23 protein-coding genes are annotated in these 23,911 nt (G+C 38.6%); 22 read left to right on the top strand and 1 reads right to left on the bottom strand.

Annotation, left to right across the window (positions count from 1 at the left end; translation table 11 throughout):
* Positions 1-11 precede the first annotated feature (11 nt).
* From IGJ04_RS01500 to IGJ04_RS01395, 22 genes are all read left to right on the top strand, one after another.
* Positions 12-584, top strand: a complete 573-nt coding sequence (locus tag IGJ04_RS01500) for an ANTAR domain-containing response regulator (protein ID WP_002357503.1) — start codon at positions 12-14, stop codon at positions 582-584.
* On the top strand, positions 585-2,018 hold the full coding sequence (locus tag IGJ04_RS01495; RefSeq protein WP_002357504.1) for a sensor histidine kinase: 1,434 nt from the start codon (positions 585-587) through the stop codon (positions 2,016-2,018).
* Positions 2,019-2,084: 66 nt separating this feature from the next.
* Positions 2,085-3,533, top strand: a complete 1,449-nt coding sequence (gene eutA, locus IGJ04_RS01490; RefSeq protein ID WP_438840339.1) for an ethanolamine ammonia-lyase reactivating factor EutA — start codon at positions 2,085-2,087, stop codon at positions 3,531-3,533.
* 17 nt (positions 3,534-3,550) lie between these two features.
* Positions 3,551-4,915 (top strand): ethanolamine ammonia-lyase subunit EutB, encoded by a 1,365-nt coding sequence (locus IGJ04_RS01485; protein WP_142966505.1) that lies wholly within the window; start codon positions 3,551-3,553, stop codon positions 4,913-4,915.
* Positions 4,916-4,932: 17 nt separating this feature from the next.
* Positions 4,933-5,844: an ethanolamine ammonia-lyase subunit EutC gene (eutC, locus tag IGJ04_RS01480; protein WP_010823698.1), complete on the top strand. Its 912-nt coding sequence runs from the start codon at positions 4,933-4,935 to the stop codon at positions 5,842-5,844.
* A 13-nt stretch (positions 5,845-5,857) separates the two neighbouring features.
* Entirely contained in the window at positions 5,858-6,511 is a 654-nt protein-coding gene (eutL, locus tag IGJ04_RS01475) for an ethanolamine utilization microcompartment protein EutL (protein ID WP_002357509.1), read from the top strand.
* 13 nt (positions 6,512-6,524) lie between these two features.
* Positions 6,525-7,043, top strand: coding sequence for a BMC domain-containing protein (locus IGJ04_RS01470; protein WP_002366723.1), 519 nt, complete (start codon positions 6,525-6,527; stop codon positions 7,041-7,043).
* The gene (locus IGJ04_RS01465) at positions 7,034-8,512 is read left to right on the top strand and encodes an acetaldehyde dehydrogenase (acetylating) (RefSeq protein WP_002357511.1); all 1,479 of its coding nucleotides are present in this window, start codon (positions 7,034-7,036) and stop codon (positions 8,510-8,512) included. The genes IGJ04_RS01470 and IGJ04_RS01465 overlap by 10 nt, the downstream gene beginning before the upstream one ends.
* A gap of 123 nt (positions 8,513-8,635) precedes the next feature.
* A complete protein-coding gene (locus tag IGJ04_RS01460; RefSeq protein ID WP_002357513.1) occupies positions 8,636-8,926 on the top strand; it encodes a BMC domain-containing protein in 291 nt (96 codons plus the stop codon).
* A gap of 67 nt (positions 8,927-8,993) precedes the next feature.
* Complete coding sequence (locus tag IGJ04_RS01455; RefSeq protein ID WP_002357515.1) at positions 8,994-9,563, top strand: hypothetical protein; 570 nt, start codon at positions 8,994-8,996, stop codon at positions 9,561-9,563.
* Between the two features lie 3 nt (positions 9,564-9,566).
* Positions 9,567-10,202, top strand: a complete 636-nt coding sequence (gene eutD, locus IGJ04_RS01450; protein WP_002357516.1) for an ethanolamine utilization phosphate acetyltransferase EutD — start codon at positions 9,567-9,569, stop codon at positions 10,200-10,202.
* A gap of 14 nt (positions 10,203-10,216) precedes the next feature.
* On the top strand, positions 10,217-10,816 hold the full coding sequence (locus tag IGJ04_RS01445) for a TIGR02536 family ethanolamine utilization protein (RefSeq protein ID WP_002363982.1): 600 nt from the start codon (positions 10,217-10,219) through the stop codon (positions 10,814-10,816).
* Positions 10,817-10,828: 12 nt separating this feature from the next.
* Positions 10,829-11,092 carry a EutN/CcmL family microcompartment protein gene (locus IGJ04_RS01440; RefSeq protein ID WP_002357519.1) on the top strand — a complete coding sequence of 88 codons (264 nt, stop codon included), beginning with the start codon at positions 10,829-10,831 and terminating at the stop codon, positions 11,090-11,092.
* A 12-nt stretch (positions 11,093-11,104) separates the two neighbouring features.
* Complete coding sequence (gene eutH, locus IGJ04_RS01435) at positions 11,105-12,205, top strand: ethanolamine utilization protein EutH (protein WP_002357520.1); 1,101 nt, start codon at positions 11,105-11,107, stop codon at positions 12,203-12,205.
* Positions 12,206-12,217: 12 nt separating this feature from the next.
* Entirely contained in the window at positions 12,218-12,661 is a 444-nt protein-coding gene (locus IGJ04_RS01430) for an ethanolamine utilization protein EutQ (protein WP_002357522.1), read from the top strand.
* Positions 12,662-12,749: 88 nt separating this feature from the next.
* Positions 12,750-13,178 carry a CoA-binding protein gene (locus tag IGJ04_RS01425; protein ID WP_010713382.1) on the top strand — a complete coding sequence of 143 codons (429 nt, stop codon included), beginning with the start codon at positions 12,750-12,752 and terminating at the stop codon, positions 13,176-13,178.
* A gap of 204 nt (positions 13,179-13,382) precedes the next feature.
* Complete coding sequence (parE, locus tag IGJ04_RS01420; protein WP_002401497.1) at positions 13,383-15,440, top strand: DNA topoisomerase IV subunit B; 2,058 nt, start codon at positions 13,383-13,385, stop codon at positions 15,438-15,440.
* A gap of 12 nt (positions 15,441-15,452) precedes the next feature.
* The gene (gene parC, locus IGJ04_RS01415) at positions 15,453-17,915 is read left to right on the top strand and encodes a DNA topoisomerase IV subunit A (RefSeq protein ID WP_194178126.1); all 2,463 of its coding nucleotides are present in this window, start codon (positions 15,453-15,455) and stop codon (positions 17,913-17,915) included.
* A gap of 289 nt (positions 17,916-18,204) precedes the next feature.
* Entirely contained in the window at positions 18,205-20,451 is a 2,247-nt protein-coding gene (pflB, locus tag IGJ04_RS01410; RefSeq protein ID WP_002357529.1) for a formate C-acetyltransferase, read from the top strand.
* Positions 20,452-20,527: 76 nt separating this feature from the next.
* Positions 20,528-21,292 (top strand): pyruvate formate-lyase-activating protein, encoded by a 765-nt coding sequence (gene pflA / locus IGJ04_RS01405; RefSeq protein ID WP_002357530.1) that lies wholly within the window; start codon positions 20,528-20,530, stop codon positions 21,290-21,292.
* A 95-nt stretch (positions 21,293-21,387) separates the two neighbouring features.
* Entirely contained in the window at positions 21,388-22,314 is a 927-nt protein-coding gene (locus IGJ04_RS01400) for a manganese-dependent inorganic pyrophosphatase (protein WP_002360265.1), read from the top strand.
* 71 nt (positions 22,315-22,385) lie between these two features.
* Positions 22,386-23,270 carry a DUF1803 domain-containing protein gene (locus IGJ04_RS01395; protein ID WP_438839822.1) on the top strand — a complete coding sequence of 295 codons (885 nt, stop codon included), beginning with the start codon at positions 22,386-22,388 and terminating at the stop codon, positions 23,268-23,270.
* 58 nt (positions 23,271-23,328) lie between these two features.
* On the opposite strand, the gene IGJ04_RS01390 is transcribed toward IGJ04_RS01395, so the two are convergent.
* Positions 23,329-23,880 (bottom strand): DUF2179 domain-containing protein, encoded by a 552-nt coding sequence (locus tag IGJ04_RS01390; protein ID WP_002361848.1) that lies wholly within the window; start codon positions 23,878-23,880, stop codon positions 23,329-23,331.
* Positions 23,881-23,911: the final 31 nt, after the last annotated feature.

The following is a 23,911-nucleotide window of genomic DNA, read 5'->3' as shown; positions in this document are numbered from 1 at the left end:
GCGTGAAGAAAATGGATGGACGAATTGTAATAGTCGATGATGAACCTATTACGAGACTCGATATTCGTGATATTGTGATAGAAGCAGGATACGAAGTAGTCGGTGAAGCGGCCGATGGTTTTGAAGCAATTGAAGTATGTAAAAAAACACAACCTGACCTAGTATTAATGGACATTCAAATGCCAATTTTAGATGGTCTAAAAGCAGGTAAAAAAATTGTTCAAGACCAACTAGCCAGTAGTATTGTCTTTTTATCTGCATACAGTGACGTACAAAATACGGACAAGGCTAAAAAATTAGGTGCACTGGGTTATTTAGTTAAACCTCTAGACGAAAAATCATTAATACCTACAATTGAAATGAGCATTGAACGAGGCAAACAAACGCAGCTGTTACTAAATCAAATCGATAAATTAAGTTTAAAATTAGAAGAACGTAAAATTATCGAAAAAGCCAAAGGTATTCTTGTAAAAGAAAATCATATATCGGAAGAAGAAGCCTACCAAATGTTGCGTACGTTAAGTATGAACAAACGCGCACGTATGAGTGAAATTGCAGAATTGATTGTAATGGATGATGAATAAATGAAACGATTAGAGCAATTATGTCACCAATATACCAATCTTTCAGAATCAGACATTAAAGAATTACAACGTACAGCACGTTATCTTTCTTCGACGACACTCTATCAAAGTGCAGATGTTTTTATTGATGTGTATAAGGAAATGTCACAGCAAGCACTAGTCGTTTATCATAAGCCGCCTGCGAAGACAACTTCTTTATATAGCGGAGATGTCGTCGGGATGGAAGCTTTATTAAAAAATGAACCTGGTGTTCTGCGTACCATGCAGACTAGCTTAAATAGCATTGGTTTGTTAGCAGTGACTCAGGAAAATCGTTTGATTAAGCAAAATATCTATCCCATTCGCAATGAACATCGAACGATTGGTGTCATTATTGTCGAGATTGCGGCAGATGAAGAGATTCAAGCGGACTTACAAAAAGAGGAGCTAAATAACTGCCAGTTAGCAAAAGTAGCGAAATCAACTAGTCAAGTCGACGCATTATTTATTGATCAATTGGCAGAAGCCGTTTTGATTTTTGATGCGGCGGGTCACTTATTAATTACCAATCACAATGCACAAGAGCTTTATCGCAAACTTGGTTATCGGGACAATATCATTGGAATGAGTTATGATAATTTGTCCATTGATTATACAACTTTTGAATATGTGTTGTATCAAATGAAATATAAAATGAGTAATCAACCAATTGAAAGCAAAACGACCTACCTTAATTATTATTTTAAGGTTCGGAAAGTGTGGTTGGCATCAGAAGAACAACTGATTATGATTATTCAAGACAATACAGAATTTAAAGAAAAAGAAGCGGAAATTATTTCCAAATCTGTTGCGATTCGTGAAATTCATCATCGTGTTAAAAATAACTTGCAATCGGTGGTTTCCTTATTGCGTATTCAAGAACGGCGAACGCAAAGCCCCGAAGCAAAGAAAGTCCTTCATGAAAGTGTCAATCGAATTATGGCGATTGCAGCCACCCATGAATTGCTGTCAAAACAAGTCAAAGATGACGTTGCTTTACGGCAAACATTGGAAGCAGTGATGTATAATTTTAGACATCTTTTTCAAGGCGCACAACCCATTGAGATGATGATGGATGTTGATCCAGCCATTATGGTTTCTAGCGAACAAATGGTCACCATTTCCCTTGTTGTCAACGAACTATTACAAAACATTTTTGATCACGCATTTGAGCCACAAACAAGTGGCGTTGTTAAACTTAGTGGAACATTAGATAATAAAATGATTACCATTACTGTTACAGATAATGGTAAAGGCTATGACGTTCATCAAAGTAACGAGACCAGTTTAGGTTTGATGATTGTCAAAAGCTACGTAAAAGATAAATTAAAAGGAAAAATTACAATTGAATCCAATAAACAGGGAACTAAAACCTGTTTCTATTTCGAACAGAACACCAGTGATGTTGTTCATTGATTAAGCAAAGGCGCTTAAAGAAAAGTAGAAAGAAATTTTCTAACGATTCTTTAAGTGCCTTTTTGTATGCAAAAGGAGGCGAGTCAGGCGATGTCGAAGGAAACACTTTTAACCGTAGGGATTGATTTAGGGACGTCTACAACCCAATTAGTCTTGTCAGAATTAACTGTTGAAAATTTTGCCTCTGCGTTTACAGTACCACGTATCAGCATTTCTGATAAAAAAGTCATTTACCGAAGTGACATTATCTTTACACCCTTACTTAACCAATCAGAAATTGGTGCAGAACCTATCAAAGCGTTTGTAGCGGAGCAATATCGCCAAGCAGGCATTCATAAACAAGATATTCAAATGGGTGCGGTAATTATCACAGGTGAAACTGCTCGAAAAAGCAATGCCAACAATGTGCTACGAGCACTTAGTGGCTATGCAGGTGATTTTGTCGTTGCTACGGCTGGACCTGATTTAGAAAGTATCATTGCCGGAAAAGGCGCTGGGGCTCAAACTTATTCTGAGACGAAACGCCGACCGGTGGTTAATTTAGATATTGGTGGTGGAACGACAAATTTAGCTGTCTTTAAAGATGGTGAAGTGATTGACACGGCTTGTTTTGACATTGGCGGACGCTTAATTAAATTAGATCAACAACAAAAAATCACCTATATAGCTCCGAAAATTCAAGAAATTATAAATAAAAAAGGGCTAACCTTGCACCTTGGTGACCAAGCCACCGAACAAAACTTACTGCCAATTATTTCGGAATTAGTTGCCGTGTTAGAAAATAGCATTGGCTTGGGGACACAAAGTCCGTTCTACCAGTTATTAGTAACCAACCATCCACTACGAAAAGGTGAGGAATTACCAATTGTAACATTTTCTGGTGGTGTGGCTGATTGCTTAAATACGACAAGTACGAATCTCTTTAAATATGGGGACATCGGCTTACTTTTAGGGAAATACTTGAGAAAGTCACTGATTTTTTCGGAAAAAGAAGTCTTAGAAAGCGCAGAAACAATTCGAGCGACGGTCGTCGGAGCAGGTTCACATACTGCTGAAATTAGCGGAAGCACGATCGCTTATCGTGAGCAAATTTTGCCGGTAAAAAATATCCCAATTCTAAAATTAGCGCAAGAGGATGAAACCCTTACTGTGACAGAATTAGGCCAGCGAATCCAAGAAAAACTCAATTGGCATCGTATTGAAGAAACACCCCAGATTGCCCTAGCAATTAGAGGCATGAGCAATCCAACATTTGCTGATATTCAACGCTATGGTCAAGGGATTGTGGAAGGATTAGCTAGTTTAGTTGCTGAACAAATTCCCATTATTGTTATGGTGGATGAAGACATGGCGAAAGCTTTAGGGCATGCCTTAAGTGCCCATCTGCCAAAAGACTATCCGTTTATCTGTCTTGATTCGGTCAAAGTAGAAAACGGTGATTATGTAGATATCGGTTTACCAGTGGCAGAAGGAGCCGTCCTTCCAGTCATTGTTAAGACCTTAGTATTTAATTAAAAAGGAGCGACACAAAGATGATTTTAAAAACCAAACTATTTGGCAAAGTCTATCAATTTACATCCGTTAAAGAAGTCTTAGCCAAAGCCAATGAAGAAAAGTCTGGCGACAAGTTAGCTGGCGTAGCTGCTAATTCAGCCGAAGAACGCGTGGCAGCAAAAGTCGTTTTATCGGAATTGTCCTTAAATAACTTGTTTAACAATCCCGTTGTTGATTATGACGAAGACGAAGTGACACGCATTATTATTGACCAAGTCAATATGCGAATTTTTGAAAGTATTAAACATTGGACAGTCGCAGAATTACGCGAATTTATCTTATCTTCGGAAACAACCGATTTTGATATCAAACGAATTTCCCGTGGACTCACTTCAGAAATGATTGCTGCTGTTTGTAAATTAATGTCCAACATGGATCTAATTGTTGGCGCAAAAAAAATCAATATTGAAAAAACCGCCAACACAACGATTGGCCGTCCCGGAACTTTTTCGAATCGTTTACAGCCAAACCATCCAACCGATAATGTCGATGGCATTATGGCATCAGTTATGGAAGGTCTTTCTTATGGCGCCGGTGATGCCTTAATTGGTTTGAATCCTGTTGATGATTCTACAGAAAGTGTTAAACGGATCTTAAACAAATTTGAAGAGTTCCGTAGCGAATGGGAAATTCCAACACAAACTTGCGTGCTTGCTCACGTAACGACACAAATGGAAGCCATGCGTCAAGGCGCGCCAACTGGCTTAGTCTTTCAATCCATCGCTGGTTCAGAAAAAGGAAACACTGCATTTGGTTTAAATGCAGAAATTTTAGCTGAAGCACAAGATTTAGCGCTTCACAGTGGTCAAGCAGCTGGTCCTAATGTGATGTATTTTGAAACAGGTCAAGGCTCAGAACTTTCTTCTGAAGCGAACTTTGGCGCAGACCAAGTGACAATGGAAGCGCGTTGTTATGGCTTAGCCAAAAAATTTGATCCGTATATTGTAAATACCGTTGTCGGCTTTATTGGACCAGAATATCTTTACGATTCAAAACAAGTCATCCGCGCTGGTTTAGAAGATCATTTCATGGGCAAATTAACAGGAATTTCAATGGGCTGTGATGTCTGCTACACCAACCATATGAAAGCTGATCAAAATGATATGGAAAACTTAGCAATGTTATTAGCAACAGCTGGTTGTACGTATATCATGGGGATTCCTCATGGCGATGATGTCATGTTAAATTATCAAACAACTGGGTTCCATGAAACTGCGACGATTCGTGAAACATTAGGCTTACGTCCAATTAAAGAATTTGAAGAATGGATGGAAAAAATGGGCTTAATGGAAAACGGAAAATTAACAAGTCGCGCTGGCGATGCATCTGTATTTATTAAATAAACGAGGTGAGAATACAAATGAACGAAAAAGAATTAAAAGAAATGATTGCCGGAATTTTAAAAGAAATGGTCGCTGACAATCAAGCGGTTTCGACTGCCACTGTGACTGCTGAAGAAAAACCAGTCACAACACACGTCACTGAAACGACAGAAATTGAAGAAGGCCTAATTCCTGACATTACTGAAGTAGATTTACGTAAACAATTGCTATTGAAAAATGCCGTAGATCCTGAAGCACTATTAAAAATGAAAGCTTTCTCGCCAGCTCGTTTAGGCGTTGGTCGTGCAGGGACGCGTTATATGACTAGTTCAACATTACGTTTCCGAGCGGACCATGCGGCAGCACAAGATGCGGTCTTTTCAGACGTAAGCGAAGACTTGGTAAAAGAAATGAATTTTATTTCTACAAAAACAATCTGTAACAGTAAAGATGAATATTTAACACGTCCAGATTATGGTCGTCAATTTGATGAAGAAAATAGTGAAATCATTCGGAAAAATACGACACCAAAAGCCAAAATCCAAATGGTCGTAGGGGATGGCCTTAGTTCAGCTGCTATCGAAGCGAATATTAAAGAAGTCCTACCAGCAATTAAACAAGGATTAAACATGTACAACTTAGATTTCGACAATGTAGTTTTTGTTAAATATTGTCGTGTGCCAGCAATGGATAAAATTGGTGAAATCACTGACGCTGATGTTGTTTGCTTGCTAGTTGGCGAACGTCCTGGTTTAGTAACAGCAGAATCTATGAGTGCCTACATTGCCTACAAACCAACTGTCGGTATGCCAGAAGCACGGCGGACAGTTATTTCAAATATTCACAAAGGTGGGACACCGGCTGTTGAAGCAGGGGCCTACATTGCCGAAATTATCAAAAAAATGTTAGACAAGAAAAAATCTGGTATTGATTTAAAAGAAGCTGAATAAAGGAGGATTTCTCATGAAAAATGATCGTCTAGGCGCAAATGTCCTAAGTATGAAAGTCATTCCCAATGTCGATCCGGCATTAGCAAAAGAATTATCATTGAAACCAGAACATCGCTCATTAGGAATTGTTACTTCCGATTGTGATGATGTCACTTATGTTGCATTAGATGAAGCAACTAAAGCCGCCGATGTTACTGTAGTTTACGGTAAAAGTATGTATGCTGGCGCAGCAAATGCTTCAACCAAATTAGCCGGTGAAGTGATTGGCATTATTGCTGGTCCGAGTCCTGCTGAAGTCAATAGTGGCTTGAGTGTCATTACGCAAGTCATTGAAGAAGAAGCCAGCTTCTATAGTGCTAACGAAGATGACAGTATTGTTTATTTTGCACATGTAGTATCAAGAACGGGTAGCTTTTTATCTGAACAAGCGAATATTCCTGAAGGTGAAGCGATTGCTTATCTGATTGCACCACCGCTAGAAGCAATGGTTGGCTTAGATGCAGCAATGAAAGCTGCCGATGTTCAAATGGGTGTCTTTTATGGACCACCTTCTGAAACGAACTTTGGCGGCGCCTTATTGACAGGTAGTCAATCTGCATGTAAAGCTGCTTGCAGTGCGTTTGAACAAGTCATTCAAAATATCGCTGACAATCCGTTGAGTTATTAAGGATGTGACCTGAATGAAAGCATTAGGAATGGTCGAAGTCAAAGGATTTTTAGGTGCCATTAGTGTGGCCGATGCGGCATTGAAAGCCGCCGACGTTACTTTGTTAAAAGCTGAAATTATTAATGGCGGTTTAACAACTGTGGAACTGATTGGTGACGTTGCCGCGGTTCAAGCTGCCGTTGAAGTAGGCACGGAAGTAGCTAAAGAATTAAATTGTTTAATTGCTCATCATGTGATCTCACGGGTTGATGCTCAAACGGAAGTGATTTTATCAGATCCAGAACCCAAGTCAGCACCTGAACCGATGGAACAAGTAGAAGTAATTGAAGAAGAGATTGAAACACCAGATTCGGAAGAACACACTGGCATACGCCAAAAATTAGAAACACAACGCGTGGTTGATTTACGCAAACAAGCCTACAAAATGAACCTAAGTAGTTTAAAGAAAAGTGAGATTAAATTTGCCAATAAAGAAGCTTTAATTCAAGCAATCATGGCGGAAATAGAAAGAAGTGAAGACGAGTGGAATTAGTAGATAAAGACTTACGTTCCATCCAAGAAACAAGAAATTTAATCAGAAAAGCCAAAGAGGCACAGCAAGTATTAGCAACATTTTCGCAAAAACAAATCGATGCGATTGTCCAAGCAGTTTCAGAGGCTACATTTAACCAACGAGAAAAGTTAGCGAAAATGGCCAATGAAGAAACAGGATTTGGTATTTATGAAGATAAAATCATCAAAAATGCTTTCGCTTCAAAAGTAGTATATGACGAAATGAAGGACAAAGCTACAGTTGGTGTGATCCATGATGATGCTGCCAAAAAAGTCACTGAAATTGCTGTCCCAGTTGGTGTAATTGCAGGATTAATTCCTTCTACCAACCCGACATCAACAGTCATTTACAAAGCATTAATTTCATTAAAAGCTGCCAACAGCATTGTTTTTTCACCACATCCCAATGCGTTGAAATCGATTATTGAAACAGTAGAAATTATCCAAAAAGCGGCTATTGCTGCAGGGGCACCAGAAGGTTGTGTCTCGGTCATCAAAACGCCAACCATGCAAGCGACCAGCGAATTAATGAAAAATAAAGAAACAAATTTAATTTTAGCTACTGGTGGAAACGCAATGGTTAAAGCAGCGTACTCTTCTGGAACACCAGCAATCGGTGTTGGGCCTGGTAATGGACCAGCCTACATCGAACGAAGCGCAAATGTTCCTCATGCAGTGAAACAAATAATGGATTCAAAAACTTTCGATAACGGTACAATTTGTGCATCGGAACAATCAATTATTGTTGAAACTGTCAACCGTGAAGCGGTCAAAGAAGAGTTAATTAAGCAGGGAGCGTATTTCTTAAGTCCAGCCGAAGCCGACAAATTAGCTAAATTTATTTTACGACCAAACGGTACAATGAACCCGCAAATCGTGGGTCGTTCCGTTCAACATATTGCTTCATTAGTTGGTTTATCTATTCCAAAAGATCGCCGCTTAATTGTTGCCGAGGAAACACATGTAGGCTTGAAATATCCATTTTCAAGAGAAAAATTGGCACCGATTATTGCTTTCTATACAGTTGAAAACTGGGAAGCAGCTTGCGCGTTATCAATTGAAATTTTGAAAGGTGAAGGTGCGGGTCATACGATGGGTATTCACACAGAAAACAAAGAAGTCATTCGTGAATTTGGCTTAAGAAAACCCGTCTCTCGTTTGCTTGTTAACACCTCTGGTACACTTGGCGGAATTGGTGCTTCAACTAACTTAGTGCCAGCATTAACACTTGGCTGTGGCGCAGTTGGTGGCAGTTCAACTTCTGATAATATTGGGGTTGAAAATCTGTTCAATTTACGTCGTGTTGCATATGGCGTGCGTGATTTAGAAGAGATTCGTCAAGAATTTGGTCAAACATCAACCACATCTGTGGCTACTTCTTGCGAAACAACCAATCAAGAAGAACTAGTAAATGCCGTGGTAGCTCAAGTTTTAGCTCGCTTAAACTAACAAGAAACGAGCGAGTAAGAGTAAAACAAATAAATTATTGGATTTAGGGTTTGGGACCTAAGTCAAATTGATAATTGTCCCAAATTTTTAAAAATAAAACATACATCTTAGGAGGAAATTATAATGTCAAGTACAAATGCTTTAGGAATGATCGAAACTCGTGGTTTAGTAGGTGCTGTTGAAGCAGCTGATGCAATGGTGAAAGCGGCAAACGTTACTTTAATTGGAAAAGAACAAGTCGGTGGCGGTTTAGTTACAGTAATGGTTCGCGGTGACGTTGGTGCTGTAAAAGCAGCAACAGATGCTGGTGCTGCTGCAGCAGAACGTGTTGGTGAATTATTATCTGTCCATGTAATTCCACGTCCACATACAGAAGTAGACGCTATTTTACCACACGCAACAACTGAATTATAATTTTGATTTTTTGGGGCAGAGGTAGGTTCATTACTTCTGTCCTAAACTTTCATTGAGGAGGGGTGTTATGACAGTTATTACAGAAGATATGCTTCGCAACAAAAGGCTTAAAAAAGAACTAGAAGATGGCACGGATTTTGTGTTTCCTGTAGGCAGTTTTCTGACGCCAGCCGCCAAAAGCTATCTACGCGAGCATCGGATTAATAGCAGCTTCTCTTCAACAAACCCATTGCTTTCTGAGGTTCATTCAGTGAAGGCCTCCTCACAAAAACAAAAACAAGAACATTTATCAAAAGAAACAATTTATGAGATTCGGCACTTAAGCCATCTATTGTATTTGCCTTTCTTAACGAATGAAGCGTTATCAACAGAAGGTTGGTTATATTTCGAACAACAACAACAGTGGTTAGAGAAGTTTATTTTAGAACAGTCGATTGTAATGGAACCAGTCATTTTGGAATCAAAGGTAACTATTCTAACTAACCAACAGAGACAATGGCGCTATTCCTCAAAAGAAATTCAATTACAACTAGATAAAATTATTCTCCAGTTAAAAGGAGAATCACAACTGTTCGGCCTTTTTCAATCTTGGGCTACAGAATTAATTAGCACCATGGCTGAAATATCACGAAACTAGGAGATGAACAAATTGGATTCAATGAATGAAATTGTTGAAGAAGTTGTTAAACGAATTCAGCAACAACAACAAAATACTTTTGAAGTTGAAGCTTCTGGCCGACATGTTCATTTGTCTCGTCAAGAGATTGATGCATTATTTGGACCAGGATATCAACTAACAAAAGTGAAAGATTTATCACAACCTGGACAGTTCGTTTGTAAAGAACGAATTACGGTTGCTGGACCTAAAGGACTTTTTCAAAATGTGGTTATTTTAGGCCCTGAACGTAGCGAATCACAAGTTGAAGTTTCTATGACGGATACACGTATTTTAGGAATTAACGCCCCAGTTAGAGAGAGTGGCAAGACAGAAGGGACACCAGGTGTCACGCTGATGAACGGATCAGCAGTTGTGACATTAAGTCACGGCTTAATTGTTGCCAAACGTCATATTCACATGACACCCGAAGACGCCTTGAAAAATAAAGTAAGCAATAGCCAAATTGTGCAAGTCAAAGTGGAAGGCACACGTCCGTTAATCTTTGATGATGTAGTTGTGCGAATCAGTCCGCGATTTGCAACGTACATGCATATTGACTACGATGAAGCCAACGCTTGCGGCTTAACCAAAGGAGCTCGTGGCTATATTCTTAAGTAAAAGGAGGAAGGACAATGAACGTTTCTGAAATGGAAAATTTGATTCAACAGATTACTGATCAAATTTGTCAACAATTGCTGTCGTCGTCTTATTCGGTGGCTTTAGCAGAAGCAAAAGAAGCATTTCCTGAAGAAATGTTTGTTCGTTTTCCTGATGTAAATTGGGTAACCAAGGAGCAGAAGCTAGCACGAGGCTTGGTTGTAAAGAGGCTAACGATTTCCCAAGTAAATGCGATTGCGCATTTACAGGAAACGGATGAATTAGTCAAAAACATCTTAGCATTCTTATTTGAAGGTAAGCCGGTATTGGTTTTAACCCCAATACCTTCAGTGACTAAAAATTCACGATTGAAGTATCGTTTGAAACAAACGATTCAGGAAAACGTGGACATGTGCCAACAGTTTGGGCTGATTTTTTATCATGATTCAGAAAATTACGCTGTGTTTCAGGCGGCCTGTCAAAAACAACTTCGTTCTTTGGCTGAGACCAAACGAACCTACATTACTGAAAAACAATTGATAAGAATGACAGAATCAGGTGTTTCTTTAAGTAAAAACGCCTATTTAACCCCGTTAGCGAAAGATTATGCTAGGAAACATCAATTGCTGACGTAAGGAGGAAAAACGATGCTTTTAGGAAAAGTGACTGGTAGCCTTTGGTCAACAAGAAAAGATGAAAAATTAAATGGCTGGAAATTTATGATGGTTGATATTTTGAATCAAGAGGACGAAAAGCAAGGATTTTTAATTGCTGCTGACAACGCTGGAGCTGGTGTCGGGGACAAAGTGTTAATTAGTCAAGGCAATGCTGCCCGTATTTCGGCAGAAGATCCGAATGTCCCAATTGATGCAATGATTGTTGGTGTCATTGATTCTACAGAGGAAGAATAGGGAGGACGAGACATGAGCATTAATGAAATTATTATGTATATTATGGTTCTTTTCATGATTATTGGAGGAATCGATAAATGTATTGGCAACAAACTAGGTTTAGGGGAGCAATTTGAGGAAGGGATTATGGCTATGGGTTCTCTAGCGCTTTCTATGGTAGGGATTATCACTTTAGCGCCTGTCTTAGCCAATCTTTTAAGCCCGATTGTCGTTCCTGTCTATGAATTACTAGGGGCTGATCCAGCAATGTTTGCCACAACCTTATTGGCTAATGATATGGGCGGCTTTGCGTTAGCGCAACAATTAGCCAATGATCCACAAGCTGGTTTATTTGCGGGGGCAATCTTAGGTGCAATGATGGGGCCAACGTTAGTCTTTACAATTCCAGTAGCGCTTGGCATTATCCAAAAAGATGACCAACAATTCTTAGCAACAGGTGTTTTGAGCGGGATTATTACAATTCCTTTTGGTTTATTAGCAGGCGGTTTAACAGCTGGCATGCCATTGTCATTGATTATTCCTAACTTAATTCCAATTATTATTGTTGCCGCTTTAATTATTTTAGGTTTATGGTTAGCGCCAAAAGGCATGATTAAAGGCTTCCAAATTTTTGGTCAAGGCGTAGTGATTGTCGCTATCTTTGGTTTAGTTGTGGGGGCGATTCAACTATTATTAGGAATTACAGTGATTCCTGGTATTGCACCAGTTACTGAAGGAATTGAAGTCGTTGGCGGGATTGCTTTAACTTTAGCTGGCGCTTTCTGTTTAGTCGCTGTGATTACGAAAGTCTTTAATAAACCATTGATGAAACTAGGAAAAGTTTTAGGAATGAATGAAGTAGCGGCTGCAGGAATGGTTGCTACATTAGCTAACAATATTCCCATGTTCCAAATGTTAAAAGACATGGATAATCGAGGGAAAATTATTAATATCGCTTTTGCTGTTTCGGCTTCTTTCGTTTTAGGTGACCACCTTGGTTTTACTGCAGGCGTAGCAAAAGAAATGATTTTTCCAATGATTGTTGGAAAATTAGTTGGAGGGATTACCGCCATTTTTGTGGCTATCTTTATGGCAAATCGAATGCTAGGGAAACCCGAAACAGAAGTGAAATAATGAGGTGTAAATATGACAGAATTAAATCGTGAAATGATTGAAACGCTTGTTCGACAAATTGTCACAGAAAAATTAATGCCGACTAAACAAGTGGATCCAAGTGGAATTATGTCCATCAAATTACCCGAAATTGACGTAACAGAAGACGATCGCTTAGATACAGGCAACCCAGCGGACATTGTTTACACAAAAGATCTGTTTTCTTTAGAAGAAAGCCCGCGCCTTGGTTGCGGTTTAATGGTGATGAAAGATACCACCTTCGACTGGACACTAGAATACGATGAAATTGATTATATTATTTCAGGACAACTGGATATACTGATTGACGGACGTAAAATTTCTGCAACAGCCGGCGAAATTATTTTAATCCCGAAAAGTAGCAAAATTCAATTTTCAGTGACGGGTGATGCCCGCTTTGTCTACGTGACTTATCCAGCAGATTGGCAAAGCCAATAATTATTTTGTCGGTATTCAGAGAATAATTTTGCCAAAACCCTTTACTCAGCGTTATAATAGATAAGAACGAAAAAAAGGGGTTGAGTGAATGACATTTGAGAATCCAAGTCAAAATCAAATTTTTGATATTTTAAAACAAGCAAAAAATATTGCGGTGGTTGGTTTGAGTAACAAGCCCGACCGCACGAGTTACAAAATTGCGGAAATTTTACAGCAACATGGCTATCGTGTGTTACCTGTCAATCCAGTTTTAAAAGGCGAAACGGTGCTTGGCGAAACGGTTTATGGGGCATTAACAGAGATTCCTGAAAAGATTGATATTGTTGACGTCTTTCGGCGGAGTGAATTTTTGCCAGAAGTGGCCGCAGAAGCATTGAAAACAGAAGCGCCTGTCTTTTGGGCCCAACTAGGTTTGGAAAACGAAGAGGCAGCGAACTTGTTATTAAATGAAGGTCGTCAAGTTATTATGGACCGTTGTATTAAAATTGAATTGGCAAAAATGGCAGATGCTGAATAAACACGTGTAATTTTATAAAGAAAGAGCGTCCTGAACGGAAAGCTCTTTTTTTTTTGACCCAGATAGAGTATTATTGTAATGATGGTTTTAGAAGGAGCGAACGGAAAACGCAAGAAACCGGCTCACTCTTCTTCTAAGTCTTTAAGAAATAGTTAATGTACGCTTATTAACTAAACGAGAATCTAAGTATAAGGAGTTTTTTCTTTGGCTAAAAAAATTAACAATGAGTACAATGATGCCTCTATCCAAGTCCTAGAAGGATTGGAAGCAGTGAGGAAAAGACCTGGTATGTATATCGGTTCAACCGATAGCCGTGGACTCCATCACTTAGTCTATGAAATTGTCGATAACGCAGTCGATGAAGCGTTATCTGGCTACGGGAATGAAATCAACGTAACTATCCAAAAAGATAATAGTATTTGTGTTGCAGACTCTGGCCGCGGAATGCCAACAGGGATGCATGCTTCTGGTATCCCAACAGTAGAAGTTATTTTTACTGTCTTACATGCGGGTGGTAAGTTTGGCCAAGGTGGCTATAAAACTTCAGGCGGACTCCATGGGGTGGGTGCCAGTGTTGTTAATGCCTTATCTAAGTGGTTAGAAGTTCATATTGTTCGTGATGGCGTAGAATACATGGAACGATTTGAGGACGGCGGTAAACCAGTTGGTACCTTAAAAAAAATTGGCAAAACAAAAAAACGCAACGGCACCTCCGTTACTTTTTTACCTGACGACACCATTTTCTCTACGACAAATTTTTCTTACGAAATTTTAGCAGAACGTTTGAGAGAATCAGCTTTCTTATTAAAAGGCGTCAAAATTACTTTAACGGATGAACGTGGGGAAGAACCCAAAGAAGAAGTCTTCCACTACGAAGAAGGCATTAAAGAATTTGTTGCCTATCTAAATGAAGAAAAAGATACATTAACACCCGTTGTTTATTTTTCAGGAGCCAAAGAAGGTATTGAAGTTGAATTAGCCTACCAATACAACGATGGCTATTCTGAAAATGTTTTATCTTTCGTTAACAATGTCCGCACAAAAGATGGCGGTACCCACGAAGTCGGTATGAAAACGTCAATGACAAAGGCGTACAATGAATATGCACGTAAAGTGGGACTATTAAAAGAAAAAGATAAAAATTTAGAAGGTAGCGACTTCCGCGAAGGCTTAGCAGCCGTCCTTTCTATTCGAGTACCAGAAAACTTACTACAGTTCGAGGGCCAAACCAAAGGGAAATTAGGTACACCTTTAGCAAGAACCGTTGTCGACAACGTCGTAGGCGAACAAATGGGCTTCTATTTACAAGAAAACAGTGAAATGAGTCAATCATTAATTCGGAAAGCGATTAAAGCCCGTGAAGCCCGTGAAGCGGCTCGCAAAGCCCGTGAAGAAAGCCGGAACGGTAAAAAACGGAAAAAAGGCGAATCGTTACTTTCTGGAAAATTAACCCCAGCTCAATCCAGAAATCCTAAGAAAAATGAATTATATCTTGTCGAAGGAGACTCGGCCGGTGGCTCAGCAAAACAAGGACGCGACCGGAAATTCCAAGCCATCTTACCGCTACGAGGAAAAGTCATTAATACGGAAAAAGCGAAAATGCAAGACATCTTGAAAAATGAAGAAATCAATACTATGATCTATACGATTGGCGCAGGCGTTGGTCCTGAATTTTCAATTGAAGATTGTAATTATGATAAAATCATCATTATGACCGATGCGGATACCGATGGTGCCCATATTCAAGTGTTGCTATTAACGTTCTTCTATCGTTATATGAAACCATTAATTGAAGCCGGGAAAGTCTACATTGCCTTACCACCACTTTATAAAGTCTCTAAAGGAACTGGAAAAAAATCAGTCATTGAGTATGCTTGGACCGATGGTGAATTGGCAGAAGTGATTGATAAAGTTGGTAAAGGCTATATGCTCCAACGCTATAAAGGTCTGGGTGAAATGAATGCAGAACAACTTTGGGAAACAACGATGGATCCTGAAACTAGAACCTTAATTCGTGTTCGGATTGATGATGCAGCTCAAGCAGAACGCCGTGTGACCACATTAATGGGCGACAAAGTCGAACCTCGTCGAAAATGGATTGAACAACATGTTCAATTTACGTTGGAAGAAGATGGCAGTATTTTAGATCGTTCAGAAGAAGACACTTCTACACCAACAGGAGAAAGTCTTTTAGATGCGGAAAAAACAAAAGAAGCAGAACAAACCGATGACACTGAAATCAGTTTGTTTGACATAGAGTAGGGAGTGACAATTTTGGAAAAACGCCAAGAAGTTCAAGAATTAACCCTTGAAGAAGTAATGGGCGATCGTTTTGGAAGATATTCCAAATACATCATTCAAGAACGGGCCCTACCAGATATTCGAGATGGGCTAAAACCAGTACAACGCCGCATTCTCTTTTCAATGAATAAAGACGGCAATACCTTTGATAAAGGCTTTCGTAAATCAGCAAAATCTGTCGGAAACATTATGGGGAATTATCATCCCCATGGCGACAGTAGTATTTATGAAGCGATGGTCCGTCTAAGTCAAGACTGGAAATTACGGGAAGTACTAATTGAAATGCACGGAAACAACGGAAGTATGGATGGCGACCCGCCAGCGGCGATGCGTTATACAGAAGCTCGTTTATCACAGTTAAGTGGTGAGTTGTTAAAAGATATCGACAAAAATACCGTCGATTTCGTCTGGAATTTTGACGATACAGAAAAAGAACCCACTGTTTTACCAGCCAAATATCCTAATTTATTGGTAAACGGCTCAACGGGGATTTCAGCAGGCTATGCAACAGAAATTCCTACACATAATTTAGCGGAAATTATTGATGGAACCGTGTATTTAATTGATCATCCTAATGCAAGTTTAGAGAAATTAATGGAATACATTCCAGGACCAGATTTTCCAACAGGTGGGATCCTACAAGGAAAAGCAGAAATTAAAAGAGCCTACGAAACCGGCCGCGGTAAAGTAATTTTACGTGCGAAGACAAAGATTGAGCCCTTAAAAGGCGGCAAACAACAAATTGTCATTTCTGAAATTCCTTATGAAGTCAATAAAGCAACGCTAGTGAAGAAGATGGATGAAATCCGTTTAAATAAAAAAGTAGACGGCATTGCCGAAGTTCGTGACGAAAGTGACAGAACTGGCTTGCAAATTGTTGTTGAACTAAAAAAAGATGTCAATGCAGAAGGTATTTTAAATTATCTATTTAAAAACACTGAATTGCAAATCAATTACAACTTTAACATGGTAGCCATCGACAACATGACCCCGCAACAAGTGGGCCTAAAACGGATTTTAGAAAGTTACATTACGCATCGCAAATCAGTTATCATTAACCGTTGTCAATTTGAGTTGGACAAAGCTCGCAAACGTGAGCACATTGTTGCTGGTTTAATTAAAGCATTGTCTATCTTAGATAAAGTGATTGCAACAATCCGTGGCAGTAAAGATAAAAAAGATGCGAAGAAGAACTTAGTATCCGACTATGCGTTTACTGAAGAACAAGCTGAAGCAATCGTTACTTTACAGCTATACCGTTTAACCAATACGGATATTACTGATTTACAAGAAGAAGCGAAAACTTTAGAACAACAAATTGCTGAGTTATTGAATATTTTAAACAATGAAAAAGAACTATTCTCAGTCATGAAAAAAGAACTTCGCGAAGTTAAAAAGCAATATGGCAATCCACGCTTAACTCAAATTGAAGAGGAAATCCAAGAAATCAAGATTGAAACAGCCGTGTTAGTTGCGCAGGAAGACGTGGTTGTAACCGTGACGCACGAAGGCTATATCAAGCGGAGTAGTATTCGTTCTTATACAGCATCAAAACCAGAAGAAATCGGCATGAAAGAAGGCGACTTTTTATTATATGCTGGCGAAGTCAATACATTAGATCATCTTTTACTAGTAACAAATAAAGGGAATATGATCTATCGCCCCGTCCATGAGTTGCCAGATTTACGCTGGAAAGAAATTGGCGAACATATTTCTCAAACCATTTTAAATCTTGCTATCGATGAATCGATTATTGCTGTATATCCTTATAAAGAGTTAAGTCCGACAAAAACCTTTGTTTTCATTACAAAAGCTGGCATGATTAAACAAACCAAAATGGCTGATTTTGAGCCTTGGCGCACTTATAAGAGCCGCCCGACATCTTGTATGAAATTAAAATCAGACCAAGATGAAATTACCAATGTTTATTTAACAAATGATCAAGACTTATTGGATGTTTTCCTCGTTAGCAATCGCGGTTTTGGCTTACGCTATCCATTATATGAAGTACCTGTTGTAGGTAGTAAAGCGGCTGGAGTTAAGTCAATGAACCTCAAAGAAGACGATTATGTCGTTAATGGTTTACTGGTTCATTCTGAAGGGGATACACCGATTGTTATTGTTACCCAACGTGGCGGTGTTAAACGCATGTTAGCCCAAGAATTAACACAATTAGGACGAGCAAAACGTGGATTAATGGTCTTACGGGAATTGAAGAAAAATCCACATCGTGTTGTCTTTATGTCTGAAAGTACCGATTTAGATTTATTAGTTACTACGCAAAAAGGCACACAAGAAGTTATTCAGTCGAAAAACTATCCAATCAGCGAACGAACATCCAACGGTTCCTTTGTCATCGATGAACAAAAAGATGGCCAAGTAATGGAAGTCCACGAGATGCATTCTGCAGTAATTGAAGAAGAACAAACAAACTAAACTGTGTTATAAATATCTCGACAGCAGCCATCTGTATTAATACAGATGGCTGCTGTTTTTAATACAGAAGTACATTTTTCACAAGTGATAACAACTATAAATCGTTCTTATTTTCACAAGTATAAATGTTTATATATCAGCGTTTATAATCTTCACTCCCCATTTATTTATTAAGAAAGTGCAATAAATAATAAAAAAACGCTTGCATCTAAAAGGTTATGTGTTATACTAATCACATAAAGCTGTTACATACAATCAAGTAGCAGTTAACTAAGGAGGCAAACACTTCATGAAACAATGGGAAGGCTTTAAAGGCGACAAATGGAGAACAAGCGTTGACACTCGTGATTTTATTCAAAACAACTACACAGAGTACAAAGGCGACGACAGTTTCTTAGAACCAATCGCTCCGAGCACTGACAAATTATGGACAAAACTACAAGAATTATTTGAAATCCAACATGAAAAAAATGGCGTTTATGACATGGATAGCGATATCCCAGCAACTATTACGTCACATGAACCTGGTTACTTAATCAAAGAAGAAGAAAAAATTGTCGGTTTACAAACAGATGTACCATTAAAACAAGCATTTATGCCATTCGGTGGTATTAAAATGGCGAACAATGCCTTAGTTTCAAATGGTTATGAAACTGACGAAGAAATGACAAAAATCTTCACAGAATACAGAAAAACACATAACCAAGGTGTTTTTGATGCCTACACAGCTGAAATGCGTTTAGCACGTAAAAACAAAATCATTACTGGTCTTCCAGATGCTTATGGCCGTGGCCGTATTATCGGTGACTATCGTCGTATCGCATTATATGGTATCGACTACTTAATGGAACAAAAGAAAAAAGATCATGATAACACTGGTAACAAAGAAATGACAGACGATGTTATTCGCTTACGTGAAGAAATTTCTGAACAATACCGTGCGTTAAATGACTTAAAACAAATGGCTGCTTCTTATGGTTTCGATATTTCTCGTCCTGCTGCAAATGCGCAAGAAGCAATCCAATGGTTATACTTTGGTTACCTAGGTGCCATTAAATCTCAAAATGGTGCGGCAATGTCAATTGGTCGTATCTCAGCATTCTTAGATATCTATATCCAACGTGACTTAGAAGCTGGTTTAATCACTGAATTCGAAGCACAAGAAATGATTGACCATTTAATCATGAAATTACGTATGGTTAAATTTGCACGGACACCAGAATACAACCAATTATTCTCTGGTTATCCAATTTGGGCAACATTATCTATTGCTGGTATGGGTATTGACGGTCGTTCATTAGTTACCAAAAATGACTTCCGTATCTTACACACATTAACAAACATGGGACCATCTCCAGAACCTAACTTAACTGTATTATATTCTTCTCACTTACCAGAAGGCTTCAGAACATATGCAGCTAAAATCGCGAAAGAAAGCTCATCTATCCAATTTGAAAACGATGACTTATTACGTGAAAACTGGGGTTCTGACGACTGTGCAATCGCATGTTGTGTTTCTGCAACAGTTATGGGTAAAGATATGCAATTCTTCGGCGCTCGTGCGAACTTAGCGAAAGCTGTTCTTTATGCAATTAACGGCGGGGTCGACGAAAAAACTAAAATGCAAGTAGCACCAAAATATCGTCCAATGACTGGTGACAAATTAGATTACCATGAATTCATGGAACGCTATAAAGACATCTTAGACTGGTTAGCTGAATTGTACGTTAACACATTAAACATTATTCATTACATGCATGATAAATATGCATATGAAGCACCACAATTAGCTTTAATGGATACTGATTTACAACGGACATTCGCAACTGGTATTGCCGGAATCTCTCATGCGACTGATAGTATCATGGCAATTAAACACGGTGAAGTAGAAGTAATCCGTGACGAAGATGGTATGGCAATTGATTATGTACCAACAAAAGAATTCCCAACATACGGAAACGATAACGAAGAAGCCGATGCAATGGCTAACTGGATTTTAGATTACTTTATGACACAAATTAAACGTCAACACACATACCGTAACTCTAAACCAACGACTTCATTATTAACAATCACTTCAAACGTTGTTTATGGTAAAGCAACAGGGAACACGCCTGACGGACGTCGTGCCGGCAAACCTCTTGCACCAGGTGCGAACCCAAGTTATCAAGACGGTAAATTCTTAGGTGAGAAAAATGGCTTGTTAGCTTCATTAAACTCAACAGCTCGTTTAGAATATACAATCGCTTTAGATGGTATTTCTAATACACAAACCATCAACCCTAATGGTTTAGGTAAAGACGACGACACAAGAATTAACAACTTACGTAACGTATTAGATGGCTACTTCGATAAAGGTGGTTACCACTTAAACGTAAACGTATTTACAAACGAATTATTATTAGATGCACAAGCACATCCAGAAAAATATCCAAACTTAACTATCCGTGTATCTGGATATGCCGTGAAATTCCGTGACTTAACTCCTGAACAACAAGCAGACGTTATTTCAAGAACTTCACACGACAGACTATAAAAAACATTTACATTATTTAACTGAAAGGGTGACATTTAACGTGTCATCCTTTTCGTTTGAAAGAAGAGGGATCATTATGACAACACCAGTTACAGGTAGAATTCATTCAACAGAAAATTTTGGTACCGTTGATGGCCCAGGTGTCCGTTTTATCGTATTTACACAAGGGTGTCGCATGAGATGTCAATTCTGTCATAATCCAGATACTTGGAAAATTGGTTCCGGTGGTCGTGTGGTGACGACTGACGAAGTATTAGAGGAAGCATTACGTTTTCGCTCTTATTGGGGCGAAAAGGGTGGTATCACTGTCAGTGGTGGTGAGCCGCTATTGCAAATGGACTTTTTGATCGATTTATTTAAAAAAGCCAAAGCACAAGGCATTCATACAACCTTAGATACGTGTGGCAAACCTTTTACTCGGGAAGAACCCTTCATTAGTCAATTTGATGAATTGATGAAGTATACAGATTTACTCTTATTTGACATCAAACATATTGATAACGAGCAGCATAAACTGTTAACAACGCAATCAAATGATAATATTTTAGAGATGGCTACCTATTTATCTGAAATTGACAAACCTGTTTGGATTCGCCACGTATTGGTGCCTCAACGTAGTGATTACGACGAATATTTAATCCGTCTGGATGCCTTCATAAAAACATTAAACAATGTAGATAAAGTTGAAGTGCTTCCTTACCATACGATGGGCAAGTACAAATGGGAAGAACTAGGTATTCCTTATCCATTAGAAGGAATTGAGCCTCCTAAAAATGATCGTGTTGAAAATGCGAAAAAACTACTACATGTCGAGGACTATCAAGGTTATCTAGCACGTTAACAAACGAAAAAATAGAAAAGAAGACAATTTTTTTGTTGTTTCTTTTCTATTTTTTGTTATCATTAAGAGTGAATCAAAACCAAGGAGTGTGTATTATGTCAAAAATTTTAGTTTTTGGACACCAAAATCCTGATACAGATGCTATCGGAGCAGCAATTAGTTTTGCTTACTTACAAAAAGAATTAGGAAAAGAGACAGAAGCTGTCGCTTTAGGAACACCAAGTGAAGAAACTCAATATGCCTTAGATTACTTCAATATTGAAGCACCACGTGTTGTCACTGAAGCAGCTAGCGAAACAAACCAAGTCATGTTAGTGGATCATAACGAATTCCAACAAAGCATTTCAGATATCGCTGAAGTAAACATTTTAGCAGTAGTAGATCATCACCGGATTGCCAACTTCGAAACAGCAGATCCATTGTATTATCGTGCAGAACCAGTTGGGTGTACCAGTACAATCATCTATAAAATGTTTAAAGAAAATAACGTGACAATTCCAGCTCAAATTGCTGGCATGATGGTCTCAGCGATTATTTCTGATACATTATTATTTAAATCACCAACTTGCACACAAGAAGACATCGATGCAGCGCACGCCCTAGCTGATATTGCTGAAATCAATTTAGAAGGCTATGGTCTTGACTTATTAAAAGCAGGAACAAACTTAAGCGATAAATCAGCTGAAGTCCTTTTAGATTTAGATGCTAAGAGCTTCCCAATGAACGGCAAAACAGTTCGTGTTGCTCAAGTAAATACCGTCGATTTAGCAGAAGTTTTAGATCGTCAAGCTGAATTAGAAGCAGCTATGGCCGCAGAAAATGCAGCCAATAATTATGACTTGTTTGTCTTAATTATTACGAATATCCTAGACAGTGATTCTGAATTATTAGCGATTGGTGCGGAACAAGCCAAAATTGAAGCAGCATTCAATGTAACATTAGTTAACAATCGTGCGTTCTTACCAGGCGTTGTTTCTCGTAAAAAACAAGTAGTACCACAATTAACAGAAGTCTTTAACTAAAACCGTAAGCGCCTAAGCAACGCGATAAATTCCTTGTTGCTTAGGCGCTTCAATAGTAAAGGGGCGTTAACATGAATGATTTAGCAATTTACTATCATTCTCCGCAACAAATGAAACAATACAATCATTTGCTCAACCAATCACTTTTTTTCCCTCTTGTTACTTTTATGTATGAACATCGGGAAGAAAGAATCATTTTAAGACAATTAAAAGCGGCCTTTGCAACAGAAGCCAAGTTAGAACAATTTTTATCAGAAATGATTGATTGTCAGTTAATCATTCGGGAAAATCGTCAATATCGTTTGAATTTTCCTATTTATACGGCAGCTGAAGTTGCGAGTTTGACCTTGGCTGAAGACGAACTTCCTAAGTTTAAAGGAACTGTAACAGAGCAATTATTTTGGCTAGCTGAATCTTTTTGGCCACAAGTGTTTCCAGAAGAGGAAGACTATTTTTTTGGCGTGAGCGGTGGCCCCTCATTTTATCAAAAACAAAGATTGGCCTCGGCACAACTATCTATAATTACGCTTGAAAAAGAGAAGACAGAGGTTCCAACAATGCCTCGTTATTTTGATTATTTGGGCAAAGAGGAAGCCTTGCCAGAAGCCTTCAGCGCTTTATATGACTTGCTAGGGGACGTAAATCCTGAATACTATCTTTCGCAAGCGAGAAGAGTCATTAAACAAGCTCTGCGAGGCCGCAAAGTCAGTACTGTGCCTAATATTTTTCAAGAAAGTTTGCACTTGACCCAAGTGATTACGATTGACCAGGACCACTTAAAACTCCTTTTACCAGTAGCAACGGAACAAGCCGAGCCTTTAGAAGCACAGTCGGATATTCTAGCATTTTATTATGAAAAAATTGCTAACCGATCGGCCATCGAACGCTTAGTTTTTATGCAACAATTGATTGAGCAACTAGGTACGAACTCTCTAAGTTATCTTAGAATAAATTAAAGTTACGATAATTTTATTATGTAAACTAAAAATCAATAACAAGAAATGACGCCGTTTCTTAGTGAGAAATGGCGTCATTTCTTTTGCGAACTTTTTTCGTCCAAAACCCACCGGAAATGAACTTAGGCTCATAGGAAATGATAAATGCTCTCGGCTCTAATTGATTGATTAATTTGTACAATGTACGTTCGTTTTTTCTTGGGGAAAGAATTTCTAAAACCATTCGTTCTCCTTCGCGTCCGTAGGCGACACTTTGCGTAACACCATAGCCGTGTTCACGAAGTGTTTCTGGTAAATGAAATTGTTCAGTAGTAGAAGGGAGGATAACCGATACCATAATATAACCCAAGGCCAAATAGTCTTCGATTTTAATTCCTACACTAATGCCAACAGCGTAACCAAGCGCATAAACAAGTAAATTTAAAGGATTGTCTAACCGATTCAGAACCATACTTAGCCCTAAGACATAAATTGTTATTTCAGCCATACTAACCAGCGGTGCAATAACCCGATAACCTTTCATCGTTAACATAAAACGAATAGTATTTAAGGTAATATATGCAAAATTAATGATAAAAATCATAGCTAACATTTTCAAATCAACGACCATAAAATAAGTACCTCTTTTCAAAATCTTTACA

Source organism: Enterococcus sp. AZ050 (genome assembly GCF_051715085.1).
Lineage (GTDB): Bacteria > Bacillota > Bacilli > Lactobacillales > Enterococcaceae > Enterococcus > Enterococcus faecalis.
This window is presented reverse-complemented; position numbering and strand designations above follow the sequence as displayed.